Consider the following 25,731-nt stretch of genomic DNA (forward strand, 5'->3'; position numbering starts at 1 on the left):
TGCGGGGACGCCGACAGTTCCCGGGTGCGGAGCGCTCACGCGCGGGGCTGGGCGGCGGGGCCGGCGGATGCCGCGTACGCGGACTGCCCGCGACCATCCGCACAGTCGTGGGGGTGGGGATGGGTGTGGGAGCCGTTCATCTGCGGGGCGCCGTCCGCGTGGTGGTGGTGACCGCCATGCCGGCGGCCCATGACCGGTTCGTGTGCCGGCGCTCCGTCCGCCACCGCCATCGCCCGTTCGAGCAGCACGCCGACCCCTTCGCCCTGGCGGGCGGAGGTCAGGACCACCTCCACTCCGGGGTTGACCTGCTCGACGTGACCGCGGAACGCCGGCTCATCGAACCCGACGGCATCGGCGATGTCGGTCTTGGTGACCACCACGAGATGGGCGAGGCCGAAGGCGGTGGGGTACTTCAGCGGCTTGTCCTCGCCTTCGGTGACCGAGGCGAGTACGACCCGCAAGGCCTCACCGAGGTCGTAGGAGGCGGGGCAGACCAGGTTTCCGACGTTCTCCACGAACACCAGCCGGGTGGTTTCCGGCAGCCATCCCTCGAGATGCCGGCCCAGCATGTCCGCCTCGAGGTGGCACAGCCCGTCGGTGAGGACCTGCTTGACCGGCACGCCGGAGCGGGCCAGGCGCCTGGCGTCGTTCTCCGTGGCGAGATCGGCGGTCAGCGCGGCGACCGGCACTCCCCGCTCACGTGCGAGGAGGAGTTCGCGCTCCAGCAGGGCCGTCTTCCCGCTCCCGGGGCTGGACAGCAGGTTGATCACGGTGGCGCCCCGGGCTGCCAGCCCGGTGCGCAGCGCGTGGGCGGCGGCCTCGTTCTTGGCGAGGACCGCCTGTTGCAGGTCGACGACTCGGCACATGGTTCAGCGCTCCTCGGAGACGGGTTCTCGGGTGCGGTCACGGGCCGGACCGTCTTCCCACCGCACACTGGTGATCTGCAGCTCGCGGCCGGAGAGAAGTTCGGCGGTCGCCTGACCGCACGCCGGGCAGCACAGTTGCGGAGGCGTGCCGACCGCCCATTCGTCCACGCAGGTCGCGCAGCGGGCGCGGCCGGGCACCGATTCGGCGATCAGTTCGGCGCCCTCCAGGACGGTCCCCGCGCAGGCGAGCTCGAAGCAGAAGGCCAGTGCGTCGGGGACGACCCCGGCCAGCTCACCTACCTGGAGCCGCACGGAGGTGACGGCGGTGACGCCGCCGGATTTTGCGGCCGCCTCCTGCACCTGGCCGACGACGGCCATCGCGATGGACATCTCGTGCATCGGTCTCCGTCCTGGCGGAGGCCGATAAGGGTGTGGCCGGTCCGCTGGGCACCATTACACGGCGGCCTGCGGGGGCGGGCTCCGTGGCTCGCCGATGCTGCGCCCCGCGTGCCCCCGTTCGGTGCAGCGGCCGCGTCACATCCTGCGGATGTGCAGGTAGCGCCTGATGTCGGGCAGGACCTGCCTGACCAGGGCCAGGAGGACGGTGGCGGCGACGGCGCTGCCGATCATGGACTTCTTCATGGTGTGCTCCTCATTTCCCGGCCGGTGGGGCAGCGACGCTGTGTGCGGGCGCTTCGTGAGTGTTCTGGCGTACGAGGTCCAGGACGCATCGAACGGCCTCGGGTACGGCGGCGGCCACCTCGGGGCTGAGGCCGATGCCCTCCTCGACGGACGCGGGTTCGCATCCCACCACCAGCGTGCGCCGCGGAGGCGTCGCACCGGTTCCGGCACACAGGGTGTCCAGCAGGGCCAGGACCGCGTCGGGCGACATGTGGTGCCCGTCGAGAACGGCCCCCCCGGGCTCGATGCCGCCCGGTGTTCCGGCTTCGATGAGGTACACGGTCCCGGGGTCGCCGCCGCGTGCCGTGGCGTCGACGAGGATGAGCGTGTCGTATCCGTCGAGCAGTTGGTACGCGAGGTGCACGCCCCGTACACCGATGTCCACGACCTCGACGTGCTTGGGCAGTTGGTGCCCGGCCAGCGCGCGCACCGTCTCCACGCCGAAGCCGTCGTCACCGAGGAAGATGTTGCCGACTCCGGCGACCAGGGTCCGGCCGCTGCCGGGCGGGGCGGGGTTCACGCGTCCTCCGGGAGGGCTACCTCGTCGGGCTGGAAGTACAGGAACCGTCCCTGTTCGCGGCGGATGTCCGCGCCGGGATCGCCTTCGACGGTCACGGCGAGGTGCACTCCCCCGTCCACGTCGTGGAGTACGGCCTCGACCAGGGCGCTGCGCCCGTGCAGGAACAGGTCCTGCGCGTCGGTGCGGCGCAGGCCGGGACGCAGCAGCACGCGGCTGCCCGCGGCGACCGGGCGGCCGTCGACCAGGACCTGGTCGGTGGCCGGGTCGAGACCGGCGTCGCCCGCCGGATCCCACCAGGGCGTGGCCGGACGGGAGACACCGGGTGCGTCGAACGGGTCGGGCGGGATGGGCGAGCCCGCACCGGAGAGGCCGGACGGGCCTGGTTCGGTGATCTCGCGCAGGGCCCGTACCGCTCCGTGGAGTCGCTCCAGGACCTCGGGCGGCATGGAGTCGGCCAGGTCGATCACGGCGGCGGCCTTCGCGTCGGTCCCGCGGGCCTCGCGCTTCTCCTGATCGGTCAGGGCCGCGGTGCGCAGGGCGAGGATCTCGTCGATCTCGGTGGCGTCGTAGAGCGCCCCCGGGCTCTCCGGGGCGATGGCGGGGTGGTCCTCCAAAATGATCGGGGAGGACAGCACCAGGTCGGCGCGGCCGGATTCGCCGGCCAGCACCGGCCAGGTGTTCCGGTTCCGGCAGGACGCCACCGCGCCTTTGGCCCACTCCGGCGGGTCCGTCATCGAGACGAACGAGCCGGTGGTGAGGCAGAGCATGAGGTGCGTGGAGACGAGCGAGTGGGCCAGTGCGGCCTCGCGGTCGCCGCCCCCGTCGGCCGGGGCCCACGTCGTGGTGTTCTCCACCACGGCCGTCAGCCGCATCACCCGGTACGGGCCGTCGAGTTCGCTCACGGACAGCCGTACGACGCCGACGGCCTCGTCGTACCGGCGGACCAACCGGCCCACCAGCGTGCCGTCCGTGTCGTGAACCGGTTCGGTCTCTTCACCAGCGGGCCGGGTGAAGGGGACGACGATCCCCTCTCCGGTCAGCTCGGCCACGGTCGCGACGATCTCGACGCGTTCTTCGATGCCTTCGTCCCAGGGGACCAGGACGCGGTCATGGAGATGCAGTTCCGGCACCGTTTCGAACGTGCCGTCCGGCCGGGCCTCCTGGACGGTGCGCCGCTGGGCGCGCAGGAACCGCACCTCGGCCGCCAGCGTGGCGCCCGCTCTGGGTTCCATCAGGCACTCGGTGCGCTGGAAGGCGGGTTCCTCGCGGTCGGCGCCCCAGGCGGGCGGTACGAGCACCCCGAACTGCCAGCGCAGCCGGTTCTTGGCCGCCGAGGCCCGGTAGGGATAGAGCACGTAGCCCTCGAAGAGGACCGCGTCGGCCACCTGCCGCGCGGTGGCGAAACGGGACTCCAACTCCGGGCTGAACACGGCCGTCGTGGTCATGTCGCCGTCCTCTCGGTGACGCGCGGCGGTACGGCACCGGAACGGGGCAGGCTACGGGCCGGTGTCCGGGGAGCCGCCGGGGCGGCCTCCTCCAGGAGTGCCCGAAGGGTGGCCTCCCACGAGGGCAGCGCCCGGCGCGAGCGGAACGCGAGAAGGGCGTCCATGGTGTCGCGGGGCAGACGGATCCAGCCGCAGCCGGGAAAGTGCTGTTCGAGCATCTCCCGCCATACCTCCACGGGCATCCGGTAGGACGCTTCCCGGTCCCAGGGCACCGGCTCGACGCGGAATCCGCCGGCGCCGGTGAAGGCCGTTCCCGAGAAGAGCATGAGCAGCGGCACCTCGCCGCCCGAGAGGGCCTCGGCGTACCGGGTCGCGGCGACGTCCATGTCGTAGGTGCAGGGCACGACGAGGTCGATTTCCGTCTCCCCGGTGAAGCTGGGAACCATGAGGGAGACCTGCGCGAACTGCACCGGCTGGAGTGTGGTGCCCCAGCGTGAGCGCTCGCCGAAGAGGTCGGCCAGCTTGCCCGCCTCCTGCTCGTCGTAACCGCGGCGGGCCGGTTCGATGCGGATCTGGCAGCGGAGCGCGAGGGCGTGCACCCGGGTCTCGTCCGACGCGGTGACGCGCAGCCGGAAGACCAGGGTGGGGCCGGCGGCGTACGGGTCGGCGCGCACGCCCGTGCAGGCGAAGGAGAGCTCGGTCATGGCCTGCTTCCCTCGGTGACCGCCCGGGCCCGCTGCCCGACGTGCGCGAAGAACGCCTGCAGAGCGGCCCGTGCCTCGGCTCCGCCGTCGAACCCCTGCCACAGCAGGCGCATTCGGCCCACCAGTTCGTAGCAGATGTCGATCGGCACCAGGTAGCACTCGGTGCGGCCCTCGTCGCGGCGCAGCAGCAGCGCCTCCACATCGGGTTCGAGTATGCCGGCCAGCCGGCTGGTGCCGAGTACGGCCTGCCAGGTCGCCGGGTCGAGTTCGCTCTCCGTGGCACCGGCCGGGCTGGGGTAGAGCGCGACCAGCCGGTCCAGTGCGGCGTTGCGGAAGAAGAAGGCGACACCGACCGGGATCTGCAGGAGGTCCCAGGCGGCGGCGTCGAAGGCGTGGCCCGGATCGGCCAGATAGCGGTCCGGGACCGTGCGGTAGCGGCCGGCGCCGGGCCGTGCGAAGAGCAGGGAGCACGGAATACAGGCACAGGCCAGGGAGCGCCTCTCGGTGTCCACGAGGTGGCGGTGGCTGTCGTCCGGGACCGCCACTCCGCACAGGTCGCACCGTTCCTGCTGCGGCGCACGCGGTCCCGCGAACCGGCGCAGACCCTGCGTCCGCGCGCCGGGTGCCGGGTGCTGTGGCCGGACCTGCGGCGCGCTCACGGCGCCGTCGCCGGAGCCGGCCGGCCCGCTACGCCGGTGGGCGGTCGCGTGCCGATCTGGAGCAGGGCCGGCTCGGGGGAGGACGGGGTCTCTTCCAGTTCCACGTGGCTCACCTCCGGGGCGAAGCAGGCCAGGGCATCCTCCACGGCCTGCCGGGCCGACGAGCCCGTGCCGGGGCAGCCGCAGCCTGAGCCGCCGCTGGATGGGGCGGTCGAGCGCAGCCGCAGCGTGCCGGTGGCATCGTCGAATCCGACGAGCTGCACTCCGTGCTCCCGGACGCTCTCCAGGGCGCGGGAGATCCGTGCCGAGGTGTTCTCGGGGTGGACGTCGTGCAGGACCAGCAGACTGGAGACCAGTTCGTCGCCGAGCAGCCCGCTCAGCGGGCCGCTCGGCGCCGTGCGCGCCGCGGGGGCTTGCAGCAGCGTCATGATCCGGGCGAGACCCGCACCGTAGAAGTCCATCAGGACCCGGACCAGTTCCTCGGCCGCCGCAGCCGTTGTGGGGTCGCCGGCGGTGGTCAGCCGGTCGAGGATCTCTTCGACCCGCCGCCCGGCCTCCTCCGCGTTCGGGGACCGCGGAGCCTCGGGCGCGCTCATCCGGCCAGGCCGCTCAGGCCGGTCGGCATGTGCATCTTCTGCACGGTCTTGCCGCCGCCCACGTACATGTGGACGCCGCAGGGCAGGCAGGGGTCGAAGCTGCGGACGGTGCGCATGATGTCGATTCCCTTGAAGTTCTCGGGCGGGTTCTCCTCGAAGATGGGCGTGTTCTGCACGGCGTCCTCGTAGGGCCCGGGGGTTCCGTAGGTGTCGCGGGTGCTGGCGTTCCAGGGGGTCGGCGGGTAGGGGTGGTAGTTGGCGATCTTGCCGTCACGGATCACCATGTGGTGGGAGAGGACACCGCGTACCGCCTCGGTGAAGCCGACGCCCAGGCCCTCGTCCGGTACCTCGAACTTCTCCCAGGTCTGGGTGCGTCCCGCGCGCACCTCCGCCAGACCCTGCTCCGCGCAGTGCAGCGCGATGGCCGCGGCGTAGGCCTGGAAGTAGGTGCGGGCGCGGTTGCGTTCCAGCGCGTTGCTCCACTTCGGGATCTTCCACTCGAAGCGGGTCTCGGGCTTGGTCATGGTGCGGGGAAGGGTGATGACGACGCTGTGGCCGGTGGCCTTGACGTAGCCGACGTCGACGAGGCCGGACAGGGCGGTCGACCACAGGCGGGCGATGGGGCCGCCTCCGGTGTCGAGCGCGAGGTAGTCCTTGCCGTCGAACCAGCGTGGCGACATCACCCAGCTGTAGTTGCCGTTGAAGTCCCGCTTCTGGGGGGCCGGGATCGTGTGCTGGTTCCACGGGTGGCGCGGGTCGACGGGGTTCCCGAGCGGGTCGTGCGTGACGAACTGCTCCTTCCCGGCCCAGTCCTCGTAGTAGGAGCTGCCCAGGAGGATGCGGATGCCGAGGTTGATCTCGGTGAGGTCGTTGGTGACCAGCTTGCCGTCCACGACGATGCCCGGGGTGACGAACATCTTCCGTCCCCAGTCGGTCATGTTGGCGTACGTGAAGTCGCAGTGCTCGGGGTCGTTGAGGGCGCCCCAGCAGCCGAGCATCACGCGCCGGCGGCCGACCTCCTCGTACCCGGGAAGGGCTTCGTAGAAGAAGTCGAAGAGGTCGTCGTGGAGAGGGACGACGCGCTTCATGAACTCGACGTAACGCATGAGGCGGCTGAGGTAGTCCGTGAAGAGTTGGACGGAGGCGATGGTGCCCACGCCGCCCGGGTAGAGGGTGGAGGGGTGCACGTGACGGCCCTCCATCAGGCAGAACATCTCCCGCGTGTACCGGCTGACTTGCAGCGCTTCGCGGTAGAACTCGCCCTCGATGGGGTTGAGGGAGCGCATGATGTCGGCGATGGTCTTGTAGCCGTGTTCGCCGGCGTGCGGGGCCTCGGTGCGCTCGGCCAACTCCAGGACCCCGGGGTTGGTCTCGCGGACCATCTTCTCGCAGTAGTCGACCCCGACCAGGTTCTCCTGGAAGATGTTGTGGTCGAACATGTACTCGGCGGACTCGCCGAGATTGATGATCCACTCGGCGAGGTGCGGCGGCTTGACGCCGTAGGCCATGTTCTGCGCGTACACCGAACAGGTGGCGTGGTTGTCGCCGCAGATGCCGCAGATGCGGCTGGTGATGAAGTGCGCGTCACGGGGGTCCTTGCCGCGCATGAAGACGCTGTAGCCGCGGAAGACCGACGAGGTGCTGTAGCACTCCGCCACCCGCTTCTGCTTGAAGTCGATCTTCGTGTGGATGCCGAGACTGCCCACGATCCGGGTGATCGGATCCCAGGCCATCTCCACCAGGCCACTGCCGTCGTCGCCGGCCTTCGTCGTCGGTGCCATCGTTTGCGCAACGCCCTTCTTCAAGACTTCGTTACGGAGGGGGTCGGATCAGGACGGGATTCAGCCGGGGCGGCCGGGTCCGCGACCGAGCTGGTGCTGTGCGCTTCGCGCGTCCGGGGGCCGGTCACCAGGGCGGCCGGTAGCCGGTCGTCAGCTCGTCTCCCGTGTGACGCCACTTCGGTTCCTTGTCCACGGTCCTGGCCGTGACGGAGCGGAGTTTGCGGATGACGGCTCCGTACGCACCGCTGGCCGCGCTGGAGACCTTGCCGCCGGGCGGCTCGTCCATGAACGGCATGAACTTGTCGGGGAAGCCCGGCATAGTGCAGGCGATGCAGATACCGCCGACGTTCGGGCAGCCGCCGATGCCGTTCATCCACCCACGCTTGGGCACGTTGCACTTGACGACGGGCCCCCAACAGCCGAGCTTGACAAGGCACTTGGGCGAGTCGTACGTGGTGGCGAACTGGCCCTGCTCGTAGTAGCCGGCCCGGTCGCACCCTTCGTGCACCGTGGCCCCGAACAGCCACGTCGGACGCAGCTTGTCGTCCAGCGGAATCATCGGGGCGGATCCCGCGGCCTGGTAGAGCAGGTAGGTGAGGGTCTCGGAGAAATTGTCCGGCTGGATCGGGCAGCCCGGTACGCACACGATCGGGATGCCGGCCTTCGACTTCCAGTCCCAGCCCAGGTAGTCGGGTACTCCCATGGCACCGGTCGGGTTGCCGGCCATCGCGTGGATGCCGCCGTACGTGGCACACGTTCCGATGGCGACGACCGCCAACGCCTTGGGCGCCAGGCGGTCGATCCACTCGCTGGTCGTGATCGGCTGGCCGGTCTCCGGGTTGTCGCCGAACCCGCACCAGTACCCCTCCTGCTTGATCGACTCATTGGGAATGGATCCCTCGATGACCAGCACGAACGGGTCGATCTCACCGCGCTCGCCTTTGAAGAACCACTCGATGAACGTGTCCGCCCCACCCACCGGTCCGCACTCGAAGTCGATCAGAGGCCAGTGGACCGCGATCTTCGGCAGGCCGGGCAGCACGCCGAGCACGATCTCCTCGATGCTCGGCTGCATCGCGGCCGTCAGGGCCACCGAGTCGCCATCGCAACTCAGCCCCGCGTTGATCCAGAGGATGTGGATCGGGGACTCGTCCCCATCGGGTGTGCTGGGGGCGGTCTCGGACGGGGCCGGGGCCGGCGTTGCTGCATCCATGGGGCCAAGCCTCCTAGGGGAGGAATACGACGAAATGGTTCATATCGCCTTCGCATTTCTTGATAGCAGGCAGCCGGTCACCTCGCGACCGCGCCGGGGGCGGATCCGGCGCCGCCTCAGCGTGAGGATGCCTGGGGCGCCGCCCTCCTCCCGGGGAGGGTCACCCCGATGTGTGGCGGTGTCCGGGCCGCGGGGTGCTTGCGAACGAAGGCCCTGCGCAGCGCGTGATAGGGGGCGTCCGGGTCCGAGAAGGTACGGAGCATGTGGGCCAGCTCCTCCTCCCGGTAGGAGACCAGCGGCTTGGCCGCCTCGTGCCGCTCCCGTTCGGCCTTCTTGGCCGCGATCCGCGCCTGCGTCGCGGATGAGGACGCGAGCTGCGCGGCCAGGCGGCCGGTCTCGGCGGCGAAGTCCTGTGGCCCGCATTCGACCGTACGGTCCACCAAGCCGAGCCTCAGTCCTGCTGCGGCGCTCACCGGGAGGGCTTCCCGCATGAGCCTGTCGGCCACCGCGGGGCCCACCCGGCCGGGCAGCGTGTAAGTCCAGTACTCGGAGCCGTACAGGCCCATCAGGCGGTAGTGCGGGTTCAGCACCGCGCCCGTCCTGCACCACACCTCGTCCGCGGCCAGGGCCAGCATCACCCCGCCCGCGGCCGCATTCCCGCCCACGGCGGACACCACCAGCCGGTCGGTGCTCGTCAGGACGGCCTCCACCAGGTCGTCCATGGCGTTGATGTTGGCCCAGGACTCCGCGCCGGGGTCGTCGGCCGCCTCGATCACGTTCAGGTGGATCCCGTTGGAGAAGAAGTCCCGGCCACCGCCGAGTACCAGCACGGACGTGGGCCGAGAGGAGGCCATCCTGTATGCGCGCAGTAGACGGCGGCAGTGCGAGGGGCTCATGGCGCCGCTCGGGAAGGAGAAGGAGAGGAAGCCGACGGGGCCGTCCTCCCGGTAGCGGATGTCAGCCCAGGTTCGCAGGGAGGCGTCGGCGTCCGGCGGCGCGGGGTGTTCGCGCAGCCTGGGCAGGCTGTCGCCCAGGGCCAGAACGGCAGGGAGCTTGAACGTGGCCGGTCCGCCGGGTACGCGCCGCGGCCGCAGCTCCGGGATCCACACGGCGCCATCGGCGGTCGCCCGGCAGATTGCCCCTGACCTGGTGGCCAGCAGCTCCCCCGGGCGGCCGCGAAGGCCGTCCTCCGGGTGGCCGCCGTGCAGATACCACTCCCGGCCCAGCAGTTCGTCCAGCACGCCGGGGAACGAGTCGGCCGCACGCAGTTTGCGGACCACGGTCTCGGTCGCATCCGACTCCCAGCGGATGCGGCGCAGCCCCTGGTCGAAGTAGGCCCGACTGCGGGAGACACCCTCTTCGCCTCCGCCGGTCTGCGGCTGAGGCTGCGGCTGCGGCTGAGGCTGAGGCTGAGGCTGAGGAGAGAACGTACCCGAGGCGAAGCGCTCGACGGCCAGGAGGATCGCGGCCAGCGCGGCGTCGGACACCTCGTTGCGGTACAGGTCGCTCTTGCCCACGGGCGGCACCGGGCAGGCGACCGACGCCCAGACGTCGCCTGCGTCCATTTCGGCGTTGGCCTGCAGGACGGTCACTCCCCACCGGCTCACCTTCTCGTGGATCGCCCAATCGAGGGAGGACGGTCCGCGGTCACCGACGGGGCCCGGGTGCACGATGAGGCACGTGTACGCCTCCCATACCTTTGGCGGGATGGCACTCTTCAACATGGGCGCCACGACGAGATCGGGCTGGTGGCGGGAGACGGCGTCCCACAGGGGTACGCCCTGGAGGGCCAGCTCCACGGTCACGCTGTGCCCGTGGTCGCGCAGTTCCGCGTGGGCCCGTTGCGTCAGGCTGTTGAACGCGCTCGCGATGAGCAAGATGTGCATCGGCAGGCTCCCGGTGACCGGCGACTTCACGGCCAGGACGAGACCGGACCTGCTGGTGATGCTCAAGCACGCACGACGCGGTGCCGGCGAAGCCGGACCGGGGGGTCACCCGGAAGTGGGCACCGTGGCCGCCAATCGCGGCCCGCGCGGGGGTTCTCCGCGGCGGCTACAGGTTCGAAGGGGGATCCGTCTTTCCGCCGGGCGTCAGCCGACTGGCCCATCAGTGGATGTTGCTGCCCGTCCCGAGGTCCTGGATCTGCGCCAGAGCGTGGTGTGCCTGGGAGGTGAAGGGCTCGATGAGGCCTCAGGTAGGCACCGAAGCGGTTGACCGCGCTGCAGGACGGCTTTGATCAGTCCCTGACGGGTAGCACGGGATCAGCGGCTCCGTGATCTCCCACAACCTGTCCGGGCAATCCCACTCCTCCCCCTACCGAGGCCGACGACACGTCACGACATAGGACTCGGTCCAGGCGTCAGATGGTACGCACGCGCACGCGCTCCCGAGCCCAACCGATTGCGCCGCCCGCCCCAAGACCGCGCCTGCCAGGTCGACGCCTACCGCGACCACGTCGGCGCCGCGCCGACGACCCCGGCGTGCCGGTCAAGCGCCTGCTCGACGAGATCCGCGACCTCGGATATGAAGGTGAAGTACAAGGAGACCGCGCGCGGCGGCCTGGCGGTGAACATCATCGAGTGCTGAGCATCTGGGCCCTGACCAGCGCCTTCGCATCTTTCGGCGCTGTCAGGGCCCTTCCCTGCTCGCACGGCGGAGCCTCAATCCGCCTGGCTCAGTCCGGCTGGCTCAGACCGGTCAGCGTCTCCGGCACGAGGCGCAGGCCGCCCAGCGTCTTGCTGACCGACAGGACGAGCTCATCCGCCTTCGACTCGCTCAGGGCGCAGTCGATCCCGGCGTCCTTGGCCCGTGCGGCCAGTTCACGCAGACAGGCGCTGATGTCCTTGCTGCTGTCGGCCAGGTCCCGGACCAACGCCTCAACTGCCTTGGTGAGGCGGGCTACTGCCTGGGCATCCGTCTCCAGGACGGGTTCCGCGGTGTCCTCAGGTGGCGGCGTCGAGCGCTGGTGGCTCTGCCCACCGGTCGCCTTGGGGAAGGCCCGGTTGAACCAGGCATGGTTCGCCGGATCGCTCTCCGGCTCCGGTTCACCCGTAGGCAGGATGCGGCGCGGGGCCCGGTCGCCCGCGTCCATCGCCGCCGCGAGCTCTCTCAGCAGCCCCACTGCCATGATGCGGTTGTGGCGCAGAGCGTTCAGGACATTCTTGACGCTGCGCCGTACACGGTTGGACTTGGTGCCGCCTTCCTCGTCGATCTGCCCGGCCAGCGATCCCCGGTCGGCGTCGATGAGGTCGAATGCCGCCAGCCAGTGCGCTGCCCGGAAAGTGACCAACTCTTCAAAGGCGGCGTCATCGGTATCGGCGGCCTTGAGCAGCTCGGTGAGCGGACGCCCGGAGAGCTCGAACCCCTTGCGGGCGTCGCGCTGGAAGATCTCGGCGACCCGGGGGTTCCACGGATACGGGTAACTCTGCGAGGTCAGTGCCGACCAGGCGCGGGCGCGCCGGTTGATGTCGGTCAGCTGCAAGGAGCCGGGTGCCACCTCACTGAGCGCATGCCGGATCAGTTCCCGCTTGGCCTTGCTCCCGCTGCCATCCCCCGGGAACAGTTCGGCAAGGAGCAGCATCGAGCGTGCGTCGCGCAGAGTGGAGACACTGTGCTCAGGCAGCTCGGGCAACCGGAAGGCCAGGGAATCTTGATCGAGTCGGCTGAGAGCTTCTGGTAGTGCGGCGATGGGAGCCGTTCCGGCGAGGACATCCGCAAGCCCCGTGTCCAGTACGCCGGCCGCTGCATACGCACCCAGGACGTTGCGGCCCAGGGCCCGAGCCCGGTCGTTGGGAGCGAACTCCAGCGGCGGATGCACATGGTCACGCCGGTTGCTGCCCTGGACGATGCTGTACAGCCGCTCAGGTGTCGGACAGCCGATCACCAGATGGGCCTGTACCTCCGCCACCTGCCGGGCGCGCAGAGCCGGGGCCATGGGGTCCGCCGCTCCACTGCGGGCCGCCTCTTGGTACTCGTCGTTGAGCTTCCTCGACAAGGCCCCGAGCCAGTAGTGGGGATTGACGGCGACGCCGGGCTTGTGGTACTGGCCCAGCGTTGCGAAAGGCACGCCGGTCAGCACCTGTGCGGAGGTGATCCCGAAGAGCTCCTGGCGCCGCATGGTGCGGTTGTTCCCTCGGACCGCCATCCAGCCCCAGTAGCCGTCCCCATGCTCCGCCGCCGGGGCATCGAGCCGGTGGTACTGCGGAACGAACATTCCTGGTTCCTGCTGTCCGTGGAGGGCGAGTTCCTCCAGCAGGTTGTGGGAGCGCGCACCGTCACGGTTCCGCAGCTCGTTGGCCGCCCACTCGATGTTGTCAGCCAGCCACTTCCGGCTGGGCGCGGCACTCTCCAGCGCGGCAAAACTCCGCTCCTCACCGTCCATGGAGATCCGCCGCCAGGGGCGCACGCTCGCAAGGGTGCGCCCCTGAGTACCCGACAGGTGTGCGACGGAATGCCACGCCGTGCTGATCCGCTCGTTGGCCGGCCACACGACGCCACCGGCGCCGTGCATACGGACTTCGAGGACGAGCATCAGCCCCGAGTCCGTGCTGACTTGCGCGATGAGGTCGGGCCTGAGCCGGAGACCTCCTCCCGAACCGGCCCTGGTGACCAGCGCCTTCGGGCGGACGATGAACGGGGCTATGTTCTCCAGAGCGGCCCGGGGGACATTTGCCCCCTCGGTCGCCAGGACAGCCTCAATCCAGCGCTCCTGCCACGCGCGATTGGACGGGAGGGGGTAGGGCGCCTCGTCACCGGGGCCGACGGGCACGGACATGGGGAGACCTCGCGTTCCGGATCAGGCGATGAACGTCGAAGCAATCGTCGTGACGACCGCAACGATCAGACCTACGAAAATCCGCATCACCAAGCGCTCACGCTCGGACGAACTCACCGACTGCTTCAGCTCTCTATTCTCGTCGAGCAGGGTCTCAGTCTGTGTCTGGAGTCTCGTAACGTCCTTCCTCAGCTCGCGGACTTCGTCGTAGATCGCGCCATGAGGGACGTACACACCCGACTCACGGTCGGGTACGGGCGGTTGAGGATATGTCATGAACACCTCGCCATACGCGGTGCGGCAAGTGCCGACCTGGCCACCGGCGCCCGGTCAGGCGCCGCAGACGGTGGGCCGGGCAACCTGCGTACGAGGTGGTCCAGTGCCACACTCCCTCATGTCCGCCCGGAACGGCGACAGATGAAGAGACCGCTGTTCGATCCGCTCCCCCGGCGCGCCCGGCACCCACCCTTCGTGACGATGAAGTGGTTTGGCACCAACTGGGCGTGATCCACCGGATGGTTCCGGCGAAGATCATGGGAGTGCGGGGCCGACATAAGCGCAGCATCCGCCGCCGAGTCTGCCACTCGCCCATCCCCGTCACACCGCATGTCGATTTCTGACCGAAGACGATCGACGCTTCGCGCGGCGAGTCGCGCAGGGACCGCCGCGTGCCTAGCAATAGGGGTTTACACTTTATAGAGGTGTACCCCTATTACTCAGGGAGTCTGGTGGACAAGCCCTCCGACATGTTCGACCGTGACTACGAATGGGCCGCGCTGCAACGTTTCATTACCGACTCGCAGCCCGGCGCCACCCTCGGCGTGGTCTCTGGCAGACGCCGACGGGGCAAAACGTTCTTGTTGGACGCGGCCTGCCGCGCTGCGGGGGGCTTCTACTTCGGAGCCACCGAGGCCACGGACACCGAATCGCTACGCCGGATCAGCACAGCCCTGACGGAGCACTCGCGCCCCGCCAGCCCGTACCACTTCGCCACGTGGGCCGAGGCCATCGACGCCTTGCTCGCGCTCGGCCGGGAACGTCCCGTCCCCGTGGTCATCGACGAGTTCCCGTACCTCGCCAAGGCCAACCCCGAGCTGCCCTCCCTGTTCCAGGAAGCTCTTCGGCCACTTCGTGAACAGCGCACCTCCTCCCGCTCCCGGCTGCTCCTGTGCGGCTCGGCACTGTCGTTCATGGGCAGACTCCTCGCCGGAAACGCTCCACTGCGAGGCCGCGCCGGCCTCGATCTCCTCGTGCACCCCCTCGACCACCGGCTCGCTGCCGACTTCTGGGAGATCAGCGACCCGCGCCTCGCCCTGAAGGTCCACGCCGTCGTCGGCGGTACGCCCGCTTATCGTCGCGAATTCGCACGCGGTGACAGCCCCAGCGGCCCCGACGACTTCGACAGCTGGGTCACCCGCACCGTTCTCAACCCCGAGACCCCACTGTTCCGCGAGGCCCGCTACCTCCTGGCAGAGGAACCCGATCTACGCGACACGACCCTCTACCTGTCGGTCCTGGCCGCCGTTGCCGAAGGCAACGCGACCCGCGGCGGTATGGCCGGCTATCTCGAGCGCAAGGCCACCGACATCGCACACCCCATCAACGTCCTCGAAGACGCCGGGCTGCTCCACCGCGACGCCGACGTCTTCCGCGAGAACCGGCCCACCTACCGCATCGCCGAGCCTCTCATCGCCTTCTACCACGCCATCATGCGCCCGGTCTGGGACCAGCTGGAGCGTCCCGGCAACGCCGCCCGCGTCTGGCAGGCCAGCCGTCGGCGCTTCACCAGTAACATCCTCGGCCCGCACTTCGAACAGGTCTGCCGTGACTGGGCCTTGCACCACGCCGACCCCGACCGTCTCGGAGGACTGCCCGCCCGCGTCGGGCATGGCATCGTCCACGACCCAAAGGCCCGCAAAGGGTACGAAGTCGACGTCGCCGCCATCGGCATCGCCGACGGCACCAAGGCCCCAATGCTGGCGATCGGCGAAGCCAAGTGGAACGACACCATGGGCATCGCCCACCTGGAGCGACTTCAGCACATCCGAGACCTCATCACCCAGGCCGGACGCTTCGACACCGCTCACACCCGCCTGCTCTGCTTCAGCGGAGCAGGATTCAACGATAAGCTCCGTGCGGCCGCCCAGACTTCCCCCGACGTCCAGCTCATCGATTTGGCCCAGCTGTACGGCCGCAACTGAGGGAGCCGGGGCCCTGGCTGCTGTTCAGGGCTTGCGGGCTACGCCGCTGTACATGGCCACCTCGGCCGGTACGCCGTTGGCGTCCGGCTCGGGGCGCCAGCGGCTGCACGACACCACGCCGGGGGGCAGGAGCTCCAGGCCGTCGAAGAAACGGGTGACCTGGCCGGGAGTGCGCTGGGTGAGCTTCGGGGTGCCGTGCTCGTTCCAGAACGCGACCGCCGCGTCCACATCGGGCATCGCCGGATCCGTGATCGTGTGCGAGAGGACCAGGTGGCTCCCGGACGGCAGCGCGTCCATCAGGCGGCTGACGATGCCGTACGCCTGGGCGTCGTCCTCCAGGAAGATGACCACGCCGAGCAGCACGAGCGCGACCGGCTGACTGAAGTCCAGGGTCTTCGCCGCGTGTTCCAGGATCCGGTCGACGTTGCGCAGGTCCTCGTCGAGGTAGTCGGTGCTCCCCTCGGGTGTGCTGGTGAGCAGGGCGCGTGCGTGGACGAGCACCAGCGGGTCGTTGTCGACGTAGACGACGCGGGTTTCCGGTGCCAGCCGCTGGGCCACCTCGTGGGTGTTGTCGGCCGTCGGCAGGCCGGTGCCGATGTCGAGGAACTGCCGTATCCCGCAGTCGGCGACCAGATGCCGCACCGCCCGCCCGAGGAACAGCCGGTCCGCCTGGGCGTAGTCGCCGATGCCCGGGTGCAGTTTGCGGATCTGGTCACCGGCCTCCTGGTCGACCGGGTAGTTGTCCTTGCCGCCCAGCCAGTAGTTCCAGATCCGTGCCGTATGAGGCTGCGCGGTGTTGATCCTGTCGCGGTGCTGCTCGGCCACGGGGCCCCCTTTTGGAGTCACGCTCAGTTCAAGGTCAACGCGCAGCCTATATAGGCGGGTTACGCCCCAGGACGGCAGGCTCTACGCGCGAGGAACGTGCTGGGTTACGCAGTGGACCCCGCCGCCGCCGTAGGCCAGCGTGCGCGCCGGGGCGGCGACTACTTCATGGCCGGGGAAGAGCGTACGGAACTGGGCGAGGGCGAGCGTGTCCGCTGGTTCGTTCGCTACGGGGACGACCACGCTGCCGCTCGTCTCGTAGTAGTTGGTGTAGCTGAACGTCTCCACGAGCAGCCCGTTGTGCCGGAAGTGGGGCTGGTGGCGCATCTCCACCACCTCGAACCGGCGGCCCCGAGCGTCGGTGGTGCCCTGGAGGACAGCCAGGTTGGCCGCCATCCGGGCGTGGTTGGGGCTGGTGGTGTCGGGCTGGGTGTGGACCAGGAGCTTGGCCGGGCCCAGGTAGGCGGCGACCAGATCGACGTGTCCGTTGGTGACGTCGTCGTTGTTGAGGCCGTACGGGAGCCAGATGAGTTTCGTGGCGCCGTACGCGGCCAGCAGAGCCGCCTCGATCTGGGCGCGGGTCATGGTGGGGTTGCGGTTGGGGTTGAGCAGGCACTCCTCCGTGGTGATGAGGGTGCCCTGGCCGTCGGTGATGACCGCGCCGCCCTCAAGGATCATGGAGACGTCCTTGCGCGGGACACCGAGGTACTCACACACGCCGACCGGCAGGAAGTCGTCCTTGTCGTACGGGTACTTGTTGCCCCAGCCGTTGAAGCCGAAGTCGAGCCCGGTCTTGTGGGTCTTCGACGCGTTCAGGGTGAAGACAGGTCCGGTGTCGCGGGTCCAGCAGTCGTTCACCGGGTACTCGATGACGGTGACCGTGCTGCCGCACTGGCGGCGCGCTTCCGCGGCCTGACCGGGCTCCGCGACCATGGTGACCGGTTCGAACCGGGCGATGCTCCTGGCGATACCGGCGATCTCGGCCTGGACGTCGGGGAGCAGTCCGCCCCAGCCGATCGTCCGGTCCCAGGGCCAGGCCATGACACAGCCGGAGTGCGGCTCCCATTCGGCCGGTGCGGTGTACTGCTCCTCGGTCTGCGCGGCAGTCGGAGCGGCGGCGAAGGCGCGGCCGCCGAAGGCGGTGGCCGCCACGGTGGTCAGCGCGGCTGCGCCGAATCCTCTCCTGGACATCCGGGGCTCGTTGACGTTGACGTTCACGTTCATAACAACACTCCTTGTTGGCTGAGGGAGACAGGGAGATCAGGAAGGTTCGGGCGCGAGTTCGGCACGCTGCTCCGCGCTCGCATCCGCCGCCGTCCGGTCGGCGGCGCGGAGCTTGTCCTGCGGTCGCTTGGTGAGCAGATAGAGGAGACCGGCGGTGATCACGACGCCGGTGCCCAGCAGTCCGGCCCACACCTGGTACCAGGGGGCGCCGGGCGGGGCGAGGATGGCGCGGGGCCAGCAGACGTTCGCGACCTCGAAGGCCGTCCACAGCACCGCCAGCACGTTGAGGAACGTGCCCTTGCGTCCCTGGCGGATGTGACCGGAGGGCACCCAGGTGCCGCGCAGGCGGGCGACGAGCGCGGCCAGCGAGACGAGGAAGAACGGCAGGAAGGTGGCCGCCGTACCGAAGGCGATCAGGCTGCCGATCGCGGTGGCGTTCAGGCCGAGCAGCAGGCCGGAGCAGCTGACCACGGTGGAGGCGATCAGCCCGCCGATCGGCGCCTGGCGCCGGTTGACCTTCCGTACGTACCGGGAGAGCGGGAAGACGCCGTCGCGCGCCAGCGAGTACACTCCGCGGGCGGCGCCGCCCTGGGACGCCATGGCGCAGGCGAGGAAGCCGATCAGGACGACGAGCACGAACGGCTTGTCGGACCAGGAGCCGAACGACGAGATCACGGCGGTCGTTACGGGGTCCAGGTCCTCCCCCGCCACCACGGCCGCCGGGTCGGGGTGGGCCAGGGCGACCGCCATGGCGTTGAGGATCACGACGGCGCCGACGCTGAGCAGCGCCCACCACATGGCTCGCGGCACCTGCCGGCCGGCGTCCTTGGTCTCCTCGGCCGTCGAGACGCAGGCGTCGAAGCCGATGAAGCCCCAGCCGGCGACGGCGAGTACGGCGAGGAACGCCATTGCCGTGGAGCCGCCGGACAGCTGCTCGGCCCCGAGCGTCTCGGTGAACATCGCGAAACCGTGCTCGCGGAAGAACAGCAGCAGGGCGAAGCCGACCAGTACCGACGCCACCGCCTCGGCGGCGATGCCCAGCGACACGAACCAGCTGAGGATCCTGATGCCGAAGGCGTTGACCAGCATGCAGCCGAAGAGGATGCCGGCGGCCACCGTGACCATCGTCCCCGGCGTGGGCGTGACGCCGACGAGGGCGAAGGCCCAGGGCGCGGCCAGGTAGGCCACCGTGGTGTTGCCGAACATCACCGCGAACTGCCACACCCAGCCGCTCATCCACCCGAAGGTCGGACCGAGAAGCCGTCGTCCCCATTGGTACGGGCCGCCGGTCAGCGGCCACTGGGACGCCAGCTCCGAGTAGACGTTGACGACCAGGCACTGGCCGAGCAGGACGACCGGCAGCGCCCACACCCAGGCGGGTCCGCCGATCATCGTGCCGACCATGGACACCGCGTACAGCGCGACCACCGGCGAGACCACGGCGAAGCCCATGGAGATGTTCCCGAGGATGCCGAGGCTGCGTCGCAGCTCCTGCTTGTATCCCAGGTCGCTGAGGCGGGCGGAGTCTGTGTCGTGGTCGGTTTGGGCGGCTTGGACGGCTTGGGGTTCTGGCACGGTGCACCTCGGAGGGCAGAGGGTGGCGACGGAAGCGGTCGGCCGGCATCGCACTGCCGACCTAAATCTAACCTTGTTAGGTTTACGGGCTCCGGGGACCGTAACGCGCCCCCGGCCGCTTGTGAAGCCCCTGCCGCCGAGTAACCTGACCGGCGAAAGAGGGGGAGCCGCGACCATGGCCCGACCGAGTCAGCCGCTGCTGAGCCGCGCGATCATCGCGCGTGCCGCGCTGGAACTGATCGAGGATGAAGGCCCTCAGGCCCTCAAGATGCGGTCGCTCGCCGAGCGGCTCGGGGTCCGCGGCGCCTCGCTCTACCACCACGTCGCCTCCAAGGACGACCTGCTGGACGCGGCCTCGGAGCTCATCAACGAGGAGATCGACCTCCGCCCGCTCCAGGACCCGCAGTGGCGCAAGGGCCTCACCGAGTACGCCCGCGGATACCGCCGGGTATACCTGCGCTACCCGAACGTCATCGCCCTGGTCGCCCGCCGCCGCGTCGAGGCCGACAAGGCCCTGCGGGGTTACGACGCGCTGCTGGCCACCCTCATTCGTGCGGGCTGCACCCCGGCGCGGGCCGCCGAGGCCGCCGCCGCCTTCGACTACCTCGTCCTTGGCTCCGCCCTCGAAACCTTCGCCGCCGGCTTCACCCGCGCCCCGGCGGGCTACCACCCCGACTACCCCGCCCTGGCCGACTCCCTGGAGTCGTCGGACGCCCGGCCCGGCGGCCTCGCCGCCCTCGACGACCGCGGCTTCGAACTCGGCCTGCGCCTCATCCTCGACGGCCTCGCCGCCCAGCTCACGGCGTCGTAACAGCGCGGTCGGCGGAGTGTCCGCAAAACAGGACGCGGAGATTCCGTTACATGTCTTGTGCATGCCATAGCCCGTGATTACGGTCCCGGTTACTTGTCCGATCGGACATCGACCGGCCCCTCCGCCGTCCACGAGACGCGGGGTTCCCGGGCAGGGCTCACTTGGCAGGAGTTCATGTGACCGCTTCGTTCCGACCTCGCCGCCGACGCACCACGCTCGCCGCCGCAGCCGTCAGCGCCGCCGCGTTCGGCCTGCTTCCCGCCGTGATCGCCCCGCCCGCCGGGGCTGCCGATGCCGCCGGTGCCGCCGACGGCTTCCGGGTCCAGCTGGTGACCGTCGATACGCCGAACCGCGCCGCGAAAACCCGCCTGGTCAGCCTCGGCCTCGACCTGACCGAGCACGCGGGCCACGACTACGTCGAGGTGGTCCTGCACCGCGCCGCCGACGCCGACGCCCTGCGGGCCGCCGGCCTCACCTGGAACGTACGCATACCGGACCTGGCCGAGCGCGAGTCCCACAACAACGCTGCCAACCGCGCCTACGCCGCCGCCACCCAGGAGTCACCGCTGCCGTCCGGGCGCGACACGTACCGCAAACTCGCCGACTACAACGACGACCTCGGCCGGCTGGCCGCGATCCGGCCCGACATCGTGAAGAAGTTCGCCCTCAACCACAAGAGCCTTGAGGGCAAGACCATTTACGGCGTGGAAATCGGGCACAACGTGCGGGACGCGGAGGACGGCCGGCCCGTCTTCCTCATGATGGGTGTGCATCACGCACGCGAATGGCCGTCCGGTGAGCACGCCATCGAGTTCGCCTACGACCTGGTCAAGAACTACGGCACCGACACCCGCATCACCGACCTGCTGAAGAAGTCCCGCGTGGTGGTCGTGCCCGTGGTCAACGCCGACGGGTTCGAGAAGTCGGTCAACGACGGGCACTTGATCGATCTGCGGTCCGTCGACGACGGCGGTACGGGGTCGATCCTGGCCACACCCGGCAACGCGTACAAGCGCAAGAACTGCCGCATCGTCGACGGTCAGGCACCGGTGGCGGGCGAATGCGCGCTGGTGTCCAGTCCGGGCGGCTTCGGGGCGGGCGTAGACCCCAACCGTAACTACGGCGGATTCTGGGGCGGCCCGGGCGCGGCCGCCGAGCCGGTCCAGGCGACCTACCGGGGCGCCGGGCCGTTCTCGGAGCCGGAGACGCAGAACATCCGCGAGCTGGTGAGTGGGCGGCAGGTGACCGCTCTGATCACCAACCACACCTTCTCCAACCTTGTACTGCGTCCGAACGGCGTCGCGCCCGACACCACCGGCCCCGACGGGCAGCCCATCGGCGACCCGCCCGACGAGGCGGCCCTGAAGGACCTCGGCGACCGGATGGCGGCGCAGAACGGCTATACCAGTCAGCACAGTTGGCAGCTGTACGACACCACCGGCTCGACCGAGGACTGGTCCTACAACGCGACGGGCGGCTTCGGCTACACCTTCGAGATCGGGCCCGACGAATTCCACCCGCCGTTCCCGAAAGTGATCGACGAGTACCTCGGCGCCGGTGAGTTCGCGGGGAAGGGCAACCGGGAGGCCTACCTCATCGCGCTGGAGCACGCGGTTGACGCGCGTACGCACGCGGTGATCGCCGGCAAGGCGCCGGCCGGTGCCACGCTGCGGCTGAAGAAGACCTTCGCGACGCAGACCTGGTCAGGGGCGATCAAGGACACGCTCGACACCACGATGGTGGTCGGGCCGGGCGGCAAGTACAGCTGGCACGTGAATCCGTCGACCCGCCCGGCGGTCAAGGCCAAGCAGATCAAGGTGATTTCCTCTGAGCCGCTGAAGCGGGCGACGTTCACCGGGACGACGTTGCCGGCCATGCCGACGGACAAGGAGTTCACCGTCGACCGGGCGGCCGACGTATTCGAGGTGAAGCTGGACTGGCCGACGCCCGACGACCTCGACCTGCGGGTGTTCCGCAAGAACGCCGACGGGACGCTGACCGAGGCCGGCAGCTCGGCCGGCAGTGTCGGGGTGAAGGAGCGGGTGTTCCTGGAGGACCCGGAGCAGGGGACGTACGTGCTGCGGGTGGAGAACTGGGCGTCGGTCGCGCCGTCTTGGACGATGACCGCCGCGCTGTTCGACGCCACAGAGCGGACCGAGGGCGGCCTGATCGAGAACTGGACGCTGTCCTGCGAGAAGAACGGCAAAGTCCTCCAGCAGTTGCCGGTCGTCGTTGACCGGAACCAGCAGGTCAAGGCGGACCTCGGCCTCTGCGCGCAGAAGTGGGCGACCGGATGACGGCCGCCCGCGTACGGACGGGTCGGATCGCCTCCGTCGTCGCGTCGCTTCTTCTCCTCGTCCCCCTCTCGGCGAGCCCGAGCTCGGCCTCGGCCACGACAAGCACCGCCGACGTCGCGATCAACACCGTCGGCGGGCAGCAAGTCGTCGACGGCAAGGTGCCGAAGGCGATCGGCGGCGACGTGACGGTCGCCGGGACGGCGAGACCGGGCGCGCCGAGTGGGCCTGTTGAGCCCGCGCCGCTGGTCGCCGACGCCGGTGACAGCGCCTTCGTCGCCACGGGCGAGAAGGCGGTGCTGCTCGGCGCGGCGCACGGCGGTACGGCGCCGTACACCTGGGACTGGTCGGCGGCGTACGGCAAGGTCGTCGGCGCGGATTCGGCGAGTGCGGAGTTCGACACCACGGGCCTCGCTGCCGGGACGTACGATCTCCGTCTGTCGGTCACGGACGCGCGCGGCACCACGGTCAGCGACGGCGTCAAGGTCGTCGTGGTCGAGGAGACCTCGGACCGGCTGCTCAAGGAGACCAAGACCGACGCCACGCCGGGCGTCTTCCCCGCCGGGCAAGCCGTGGAGTTCCCCTTCACCGTGCCGGCCGGGGTGAGGTCCTTCGACGTAACCCTGTCGTGGAAGACGACGGCACAGGACTACGACCTGCGCGTCGCCGACCCGTCCGGCGAGGTCGTGGCGCAGTCGGAGTCGGGTGACCACCCTGAGCGTACGTCGGTGTCCTCGCCGGTCGCGGGGACGTGGAAGGTCGTCGCGGTCAAGTGGGCCACGGTGACCGACGAGGTGACGGCGGAGGTAGTGGCGCGTACGCGGCCGGCCGATCCGCGTCCTGTGGTGAAGGCGGGCGGGCCGTACGAGTTCGAGACCGGCGCCGAGCAGCGGCTCACCGGCTCGGTCTCGGGCGGCGCCGATCCCGTGCGGGCGGCCTGGGACCTGGACGGCGACGGGCAGTTCGACGACGGCGCCGGGGCCGCCGTCACGCCTTCGCTTCCCGAGGGCCGGCACCTGGTCACGCTGAAGGTGACCGACGCCGAGGGCCTGGAGCGGCGCGAGACGACTTCGGCCCTCGTGGGTACGGCGGACCGGCTCGCCGCCGGGCCGCCCGTCACGGTGATCGGCATCGCGGACACCGGGATCAACCCGTACCACCTGGAGTTCTCCGCGCGGACGTACCCGGACCCCGACGTGCTGGCCTTGACGAAGAACTTCACCCGCCACCCGTCGGAGTACATCCCCGGCTACCCGGCCGCCGCACCGGCGATCCCCGTCACCCTCGGCAAGGGCTACCTGCCCGAGGAGGACAAGAGCCTGTGGACGCCGGAGCGGACGACGGGCGGCACGCTCCACTGGATCCCCGGCACGAAGATCATCGGCGCGTACTCGTCGAGCATGGACGGCGCGCACCCGGTCCTCGACGACCACGGGCACGGCACGGGCTCGGCGTCGGTTTCGGCGGGCAACCGCTACGGCTACTGCCCGTCCTGCCTGCTGGTCATGGTGGAGGGGCTGGACGAGACGGTCGCGGTGAAGTACCCGTGGATCGACATCTCTTCGCACTCGTTCGGTTACGTCGGCGGCGCGCCCGTGGGGCCTGTCGTCAGCGGCGAGGAGGCCACGAAGAAGGCCGCCGAGCGCGGGCAGACCGTCCTCTTCGCGGCGGGCAACGGCGTCGGCAACGCCTTCGACGTGCCGGTCAGCACCTGGCACTCCGACCAGACGGGGCCGGACTGGAACATCACCGTCGGGGCGCTGCGCCGCAACGACCAGCGGGCGGTCGTCGGCGACGGGATCCCCGTACACCTGTCGTCGTGGGGCATCGGAAGCCTGCCGTCCGCTTGCCATACGGCGGTGTACTGCCAGGACCAGTTCAGCGGGACGTCGGCGGCGACGCCGTACACGGCGGGTGTCTTCGGTACGACGCTCCAGCGGGTGCGGGAGGCGATCGGCGACGCGCGGGCCGGCCAGAAGGCTGGTCAAGTCGTCGCCGAGGGAGCGGCGCTGGAAGGCAGCGTCTACCTCCAGGACGGAAAACTGACCCGCGGCGAACTGCGCGAGGCCGTGCTCAAGAACGCCTTCCCGCTGGGCAAGGACAACCTGCCGTCGCCGTCCTGGCCGGCGGGAGCGCCGTACACGCCCGCGAATGTGCTCTTCGAGGGGTACGGCGCGGCGACACCCGAGAGCGGGCGCCGGGCGGTGGACGTCCTGCTGGGCCGTGCGCTGCTGCCGGAACGGCCGGTGGAGGACGACTTCTTCGCTGCCGACCGGGCGATCCGGGACAGCGTCTGGGGCGGCTACGACCGGGACGGCGACGGCACCGAGGACCCCGCGCCGCTGCCGTCGGGTGTGTCGGCGGGGCTCGATGACGTGGCGACGCTGGACGGCTCGCTGGGAGTCCTGCGTACGGTGCTGAAGGCGCGGAGCGGCGGCGATACGCGACCGGCGGGCGGCCCACTCTCCGCCGACGCACTCCACTACTACCTGCACCAGCGGCCGGACTGCGCCGGCGAACGCACCATGGACCGCACCGACAGCGCGGGCGACCCGGACGGCTGCCCGGCCGGGGACACCCTTTCGTCGGCGGCGCCGTACCTCCCCGTGTCGGCGTACCCGGCCACGGACGACCTGAGCGAGCCGCTGGCGAGCGGATCCCGGGTGCGCGCCGAGCTGTACGTACGGACGCGCGCCCCGGCGGTGGTAACGCCCACCGCGGTCCTCCTCGCCACCGACCGGGAGATCGCCCGCGGGAAGGCCGCGACGCAACCGGTGGTCGGGAGTGTGCTCTGCGGCGGCGCGGGAGCTCCGTGCTGGGTGAAGTTCGCGATCGAATTCGCCACCGCGCGGCCGGCGTTCACGGGCGAGCAGCTGTCCGTACAGCTGCTGATGGACAACACAGCGTTGACGGAGATCGGTTACGAGGACTCTCACGCGTCGAGGGTGTCGGTCGAGCCGGCGCCGTTGCCGCCGACGGGGCTGGAGTTCGGCGTCACGGTCGATTCCCCCTCGGACGGTTCGCAGCTCGCGGCGAGTGAGACGGTCGTCGCCGGTGGCGGGTACGCCTTCCCGGACCTCGGGAGCGATCCGGACGGCGTGGGCGGCCGGCCGGAGACCCGGCGGGTGCAGGTGTCGGTGGACGACGAGTCGTTCGGCTCGTCGCCGGTGTCGGCGCAGCTCGACGAGGCGACCGGTACCTGGCAGGCGGAGGTCGGGAGGCTGGGCGTCGGAGAGCACGTGCTGTACGTCCGTGCGGTACGGGACGGCACGCCGTCGGCGGTCGTACGGACGGCGTTCCGCGTGACGCCCGACGCGCGGGTCGAGTGGCAGGTGGTCGACCGTAACGCCCCGGTGGATCCGGCCTCGTGGCGGCAGGCGACGGGCGTCGACGAGTGGTCGTTCGGCTTCGCGACGTCGGCGTACGGCAGCGGCCACAAGACGGTCGTAGCGCGCCTGGTGGAGCGCGGCACGGAAACAGCACGGGAGGCGGTGCGGGTGCGGGTGCGGTGATCGCGGGCGGGGAACTGGGGCCCCGCCCCAGACCCCGCTCCTCAAACGCCGGA

The 25,731-nt window shown here is 70.0% G+C and carries 21 protein-coding genes; 4 read left to right on the forward strand and 17 right to left on the reverse strand.

Going from position 1 to position 25,731, the window contains the following annotated elements; translation table 11 throughout:
- Positions 1-35: 35 nt before the first annotated feature.
- From hypB to J7E96_RS03615, 14 genes are all read right to left on the reverse strand, one after another.
- Complete coding sequence (gene hypB / locus J7E96_RS03560) at positions 36-866, reverse strand: hydrogenase nickel incorporation protein HypB (RefSeq protein ID WP_215127319.1); 831 nt, start codon at positions 864-866, stop codon at positions 36-38.
- 3 nt (positions 867-869) lie between these two features.
- Positions 870-1,265 (reverse strand): hydrogenase maturation nickel metallochaperone HypA, encoded by a 396-nt coding sequence (gene hypA / locus J7E96_RS03565; protein ID WP_215127321.1) that lies wholly within the window; start codon positions 1,263-1,265, stop codon positions 870-872.
- A gap of 135 nt (positions 1,266-1,400) precedes the next feature.
- Positions 1,401-1,508, reverse strand: coding sequence for a hypothetical protein (locus J7E96_RS38670; RefSeq protein ID WP_374196635.1), 108 nt, complete (start codon positions 1,506-1,508; stop codon positions 1,401-1,403).
- A gap of 10 nt (positions 1,509-1,518) precedes the next feature.
- Positions 1,519-2,067: a hydrogenase maturation protease gene (locus tag J7E96_RS03570; RefSeq protein WP_215127323.1), complete on the reverse strand. Its 549-nt coding sequence runs from the start codon at positions 2,065-2,067 to the stop codon at positions 1,519-1,521.
- Positions 2,064-3,512 (reverse strand): hypothetical protein, encoded by a 1,449-nt coding sequence (locus J7E96_RS03575; protein ID WP_215127325.1) that lies wholly within the window; start codon positions 3,510-3,512, stop codon positions 2,064-2,066. Before J7E96_RS03575 ends, J7E96_RS03570 begins: the two co-directional genes overlap by 4 nt.
- Positions 3,509-4,216 (reverse strand): DUF6084 family protein, encoded by a 708-nt coding sequence (locus J7E96_RS03580; RefSeq protein ID WP_215127327.1) that lies wholly within the window; start codon positions 4,214-4,216, stop codon positions 3,509-3,511. The genes J7E96_RS03575 and J7E96_RS03580 overlap by 4 nt, the downstream gene beginning before the upstream one ends.
- Positions 4,213-4,875: a DUF5947 family protein gene (locus J7E96_RS03585; RefSeq protein WP_374196636.1), complete on the reverse strand. Its 663-nt coding sequence runs from the start codon at positions 4,873-4,875 to the stop codon at positions 4,213-4,215. Before J7E96_RS03585 ends, J7E96_RS03580 begins: the two co-directional genes overlap by 4 nt.
- Positions 4,872-5,471 (reverse strand): hypothetical protein, encoded by a 600-nt coding sequence (locus J7E96_RS03590; protein WP_215127329.1) that lies wholly within the window; start codon positions 5,469-5,471, stop codon positions 4,872-4,874. Before J7E96_RS03590 ends, J7E96_RS03585 begins: the two co-directional genes overlap by 4 nt.
- Positions 5,468-7,252, reverse strand: coding sequence for a nickel-dependent hydrogenase large subunit (locus J7E96_RS03595; RefSeq protein ID WP_215127332.1), 1,785 nt, complete (start codon positions 7,250-7,252; stop codon positions 5,468-5,470). Before J7E96_RS03595 ends, J7E96_RS03590 begins: the two co-directional genes overlap by 4 nt.
- 124 nt (positions 7,253-7,376) lie before the next feature.
- Positions 7,377-8,465: a hydrogenase expression protein HypE gene (locus tag J7E96_RS03600; RefSeq protein WP_215127334.1), complete on the reverse strand. Its 1,089-nt coding sequence runs from the start codon at positions 8,463-8,465 to the stop codon at positions 7,377-7,379.
- A 116-nt stretch (positions 8,466-8,581) separates the two neighbouring features.
- Positions 8,582-10,351, reverse strand: a complete 1,770-nt coding sequence (locus J7E96_RS03605) for a hydrogenase maturation protein (RefSeq protein ID WP_215127475.1) — start codon at positions 10,349-10,351, stop codon at positions 8,582-8,584.
- Between the two features lie 555 nt (positions 10,352-10,906).
- Positions 10,907-11,041, reverse strand: coding sequence for a hypothetical protein (locus J7E96_RS38090; protein WP_285439396.1), 135 nt, complete (start codon positions 11,039-11,041; stop codon positions 10,907-10,909).
- Positions 11,042-11,139: 98 nt separating this feature from the next.
- Positions 11,140-13,239, reverse strand: coding sequence for a hypothetical protein (locus J7E96_RS03610; RefSeq protein WP_215127336.1), 2,100 nt, complete (start codon positions 13,237-13,239; stop codon positions 11,140-11,142).
- A 21-nt stretch (positions 13,240-13,260) separates the two neighbouring features.
- Positions 13,261-13,515 carry a hypothetical protein gene (locus J7E96_RS03615; protein WP_215127338.1) on the reverse strand — a complete coding sequence of 85 codons (255 nt, stop codon included), beginning with the start codon at positions 13,513-13,515 and terminating at the stop codon, positions 13,261-13,263.
- Between the two features lie 452 nt (positions 13,516-13,967).
- Here J7E96_RS03615 and J7E96_RS03620 point away from each other — a divergent pair, with 452 nt between their 5' ends.
- Positions 13,968-15,440, forward strand: a complete 1,473-nt coding sequence (locus J7E96_RS03620) for an ATP-binding protein (protein WP_215127340.1) — start codon at positions 13,968-13,970, stop codon at positions 15,438-15,440.
- A gap of 24 nt (positions 15,441-15,464) precedes the next feature.
- Here J7E96_RS03620 and J7E96_RS03625 read toward each other — a convergent pair whose 3' ends face one another.
- The 3 genes from J7E96_RS03625 to J7E96_RS03635 form a co-directional block, all read right to left on the reverse strand.
- Positions 15,465-16,265, reverse strand: a complete 801-nt coding sequence (locus J7E96_RS03625; RefSeq protein ID WP_308295824.1) for an SAM-dependent methyltransferase — start codon at positions 16,263-16,265, stop codon at positions 15,465-15,467.
- Between the two features lie 81 nt (positions 16,266-16,346).
- Positions 16,347-17,486, reverse strand: coding sequence for an agmatine/peptidylarginine deiminase (locus J7E96_RS03630; protein ID WP_215127341.1), 1,140 nt, complete (start codon positions 17,484-17,486; stop codon positions 16,347-16,349).
- A gap of 36 nt (positions 17,487-17,522) precedes the next feature.
- Complete coding sequence (locus J7E96_RS03635; RefSeq protein ID WP_215127343.1) at positions 17,523-19,061, reverse strand: APC family permease; 1,539 nt, start codon at positions 19,059-19,061, stop codon at positions 17,523-17,525.
- 175 nt (positions 19,062-19,236) lie between these two features.
- On the opposite strand from J7E96_RS03635, the gene J7E96_RS03640 reads away from it, so the two are divergent.
- The 3 genes from J7E96_RS03640 (at position 19,237) to J7E96_RS03650 (ending at position 25,678) form a co-directional block, all read left to right on the forward strand.
- Complete coding sequence (locus J7E96_RS03640; RefSeq protein ID WP_215127345.1) at positions 19,237-19,872, forward strand: TetR/AcrR family transcriptional regulator; 636 nt, start codon at positions 19,237-19,239, stop codon at positions 19,870-19,872.
- Positions 19,873-20,048: 176 nt separating this feature from the next.
- Positions 20,049-22,169, forward strand: a complete 2,121-nt coding sequence (locus tag J7E96_RS03645) for a M14 family metallopeptidase (RefSeq protein ID WP_215127347.1) — start codon at positions 20,049-20,051, stop codon at positions 22,167-22,169.
- Positions 22,166-25,678 (forward strand): S8/S53 family peptidase, encoded by a 3,513-nt coding sequence (locus J7E96_RS03650; RefSeq protein ID WP_215127348.1) that lies wholly within the window; start codon positions 22,166-22,168, stop codon positions 25,676-25,678. The genes J7E96_RS03645 and J7E96_RS03650 overlap by 4 nt, the downstream gene beginning before the upstream one ends.
- The last annotated feature ends 53 nt before the right edge of the window (positions 25,679-25,731 follow it).

The sequence above is a fragment of the Streptomyces sp. ISL-96 genome (assembly GCF_018614035.1).
Classification (GTDB): Bacteria; Actinomycetota; Actinomycetes; order Streptomycetales; family Streptomycetaceae; genus Streptomyces.

Bases quoted from the DNA above. Each gene is read 5' to 3' on its own strand.
- J7E96_RS03640 (WP_215127345.1), top strand. From the start codon at position 19,237: ATGGCCCGACCGAGTCAGCCGCTGCTGAGCCGCGCGATCATCGCGCGT.
- J7E96_RS03575 (WP_215127325.1), bottom strand. From the start codon at position 3,512: ATGACCACGACGGCCGTGTTCAGCCCGGAGTTGGAGTCCCGTTTCGCC.
- J7E96_RS03610 (WP_215127336.1), bottom strand. From the start codon at position 13,239: ATGTCCGTGCCCGTCGGCCCCGGTGACGAGGCGCCCTACCCCCTCCCG.
- J7E96_RS03595 (WP_215127332.1), bottom strand. From the start codon at position 7,252: ATGGCACCGACGACGAAGGCCGGCGACGACGGCAGTGGCCTGGTGGAG.
- J7E96_RS03580 (WP_215127327.1), bottom strand. From the start codon at position 4,216: ATGACCGAGCTCTCCTTCGCCTGCACGGGCGTGCGCGCCGACCCGTAC.
- J7E96_RS03630 (WP_215127341.1), bottom strand. From the start codon at position 17,486: ATGAACGTGAACGTCAACGTCAACGAGCCCCGGATGTCCAGGAGAGGA.
- J7E96_RS03590 (WP_215127329.1), bottom strand. From the start codon at position 5,471: ATGAGCGCGCCCGAGGCTCCGCGGTCCCCGAACGCGGAGGAGGCCGGG.
- J7E96_RS03605 (WP_215127475.1), bottom strand. From the start codon at position 10,351: ATGCACATCTTGCTCATCGCGAGCGCGTTCAACAGCCTGACGCAACGG.
- J7E96_RS03650 (WP_215127348.1), top strand. From the start codon at position 22,166: ATGACGGCCGCCCGCGTACGGACGGGTCGGATCGCCTCCGTCGTCGCG.
- hypA (WP_215127321.1), bottom strand. From the start codon at position 1,265: ATGCACGAGATGTCCATCGCGATGGCCGTCGTCGGCCAGGTGCAGGAG.
- J7E96_RS38670 (WP_374196635.1), bottom strand. From the start codon at position 1,508: ATGAAGAAGTCCATGATCGGCAGCGCCGTCGCCGCCACCGTCCTCCTG.
- hypB (WP_215127319.1), bottom strand. From the start codon at position 866: ATGTGCCGAGTCGTCGACCTGCAACAGGCGGTCCTCGCCAAGAACGAG.
- J7E96_RS03615 (WP_215127338.1), bottom strand. From the start codon at position 13,515: ATGACATATCCTCAACCGCCCGTACCCGACCGTGAGTCGGGTGTGTAC.
- J7E96_RS03600 (WP_215127334.1), bottom strand. From the start codon at position 8,465: ATGGATGCAGCAACGCCGGCCCCGGCCCCGTCCGAGACCGCCCCCAGC.
- J7E96_RS38090 (WP_285439396.1), bottom strand. From the start codon at position 11,041: ATGATGTTCACCGCCAGGCCGCCGCGCGCGGTCTCCTTGTACTTCACC.